The sequence below is a fragment of the Flavobacterium sp. P1_E4 genome (assembly GCF_056405915.1).
The window spans coordinates 1-2,136 of sequence record NZ_JBFUBE010000056.1; the positions used below are offsets into that span (position 1 = coordinate 1).

At 30.2% G+C, this 2,136-nt stretch carries 2 protein-coding genes; both read left to right on the forward strand.

Going from position 1 to position 2,136, the window contains the following annotated elements; translation table 11 throughout:
- The first annotated feature begins 227 nt into the window (after positions 1–227).
- Positions 228–845, forward strand: a complete 618-nt coding sequence (locus AC1DY0_RS18915; protein WP_477190134.1) for an AbiV family abortive infection protein — start codon at positions 228–230, stop codon at positions 843–845.
- Between the two features lie 177 nt (positions 846–1,022).
- A complete protein-coding gene (locus AC1DY0_RS18920; RefSeq protein ID WP_477190135.1) occupies positions 1,023–1,820 on the forward strand; it encodes a DUF4393 domain-containing protein in 798 nt (265 codons plus the stop codon).
- Positions 1,821–2,136 lie beyond the last annotated feature (316 nt).

Below are 2,136 nucleotides of genomic sequence, written 5' to 3' on the forward strand. Positions count from 1 at the left end.
ATTCCACAAAAGCATCTATAAAACGAACTTGATTATCGGGACTTATAGCGTCTTCTAAACTAGAAAAACGCATCTGATGACGGGAAATTCCTGTGATATGCTGCATTCTTAAAAATACGAAAATTCCTGTTTTGACACAACTTTTTTGTTATATTTGGTGATATACAAACGGAGGTTTTTTCACAGACTGACGTTAGCGGTAATGTTGCAACGACACCGAAATTTTTATGAAAATAACCCCGGAAATATTAAGAACAGGAATTCTAAAAACATTAATAAATGCTCAAGAATTATGCGAAGAATCGAAAATCTTACTTGACAATAAAAAATTTGCACGAGCATATACATTAGCACATTTAGCAAGAGAAGAGTTTTCAAAATGTTTTATACTCTATAGAACTTTTGTTACTTTAATTTTAGAAGAAGAAATTGATTGGAAAAAAGCAAGAAAAAGATATTCTAATCATAGAGATAAGATTATTACTGATAGAATATTATCGTTTCACATTGTTGAATCATTAAAATCTTCTGAGGACAAAATACTTCCTCCAAACCATTTCTTAAGGGGAATTAATGAAACTAATAATTTTAAAAATGGTAGTTTATATGTGAACTGGTCAAATGAAAATGAGTTTACATTACCAAGCGAAATATTTAATGAAGAGAAAGCATCAAGGACTCTAAAAATCGCAGAATTTAGAATTGCATCCTTCTCAAAAGTCTTTGTTGATATTACAAGTTTAGATGATGAAAATATTGCGCGAATAAAAGAAAATATATCTTCAATATCAATTGCTAAAAAAGTGAAAGAAATATTTAAAAAGTTTGAAGAAGATTCACAATAAACACTACCGCTAACACACGCTACAAGCAATTTGGGGATTTGGCTTAATGGAAAAATTGGTTTGTATTTGGCAGATTTGGCAAATCCGAAAATAGGGCTTAATTTAGTCCCAAACTGCTTGTAGCGCGAGAACGTTGTAGGTAATTTTAAACAGAAATAAACAAAAAACTATAAATATATGGCAGGTAATGAACTAATCGGTCTTGTTAAAGAAACACCTCAAATTTTGTTGACAATATATGGAGATTTGGCACAACCTTCAGTTAAAAAAGTTGGTACCGCCTTAGAAACTGTTTTTGAATTTAGTACTTCTTTGTTATTACCAATAAAATTATTAAACGAAAAGTTTAAAATAAATTTCGAAAAAAGATTAAATGACTACAAAGAAAAAATAGAACAAATTCCAGAAGAAAAATTATGCGAAGTAAATCCGCAAATTGGCACTCCAATTATTGAAAAGTTGAGTTATACAACAAATGATGAAATAGCAAATTTATTTACCAATCTTTTAGCGAAAGCTAGCTCAACTGATACCGTTAATTTAGCTCATCCAGCTTTTGTTCAATTAATTGAAAGATTATCTGTTGATGAAGCAAGAATAATAAAATATTTATTAAATAAAGATTTTATTCCTTGTGTTTCTTTCAGAGCACATATGAATGAAAACCAAGGATTTCATCATATCTTGAGAAATGGAACATTAATACAATTTGAAGTAGAATTACTTTTTCCTCAGAATATAAAAACATATTTGGACAATCTGACAAGTATGGGGGTTTTGGATTCTTCACACGGTTTACATAAGAAAGATCAAAGCTTATACGATAAAATTTGTGAAAAATATAATTATGAATCCGTAAATGAAAGCTATACGAAAACAAGTGCTTTTAGCAAAGTTTCAAAGGAGAATTCATATTATCAAGTAACAGAGTTTGGAAAGGCTTTTATTGTAGCATGTAATGACCTGCAAAAATAAAAACTACCTACAACAGCTACTACAACGGATTTGGGCAATTGGCTTAATGGGAAGTTGGTTTTGTATCTGGGATAATTTGGCAAATCCGAAGAATGGGCTTAATTTAACCCCAAACCCGCTGTAGTACCAGAACGTCAGGCTGTGAAAAAACCTCTTTTTTTTCTCAAAATCTTCAAATTTTACAATCCTACAATTCAAATAAAGCCTTCTGAGAAGGCTCTTTTTTTAAGCTACTAATTTTATCGGATAAAAAATGTGCCTTGCATTTAGCTTTAAATAGATCACTTTTATTAAAAACAAGACTTTTGCCTTGTAG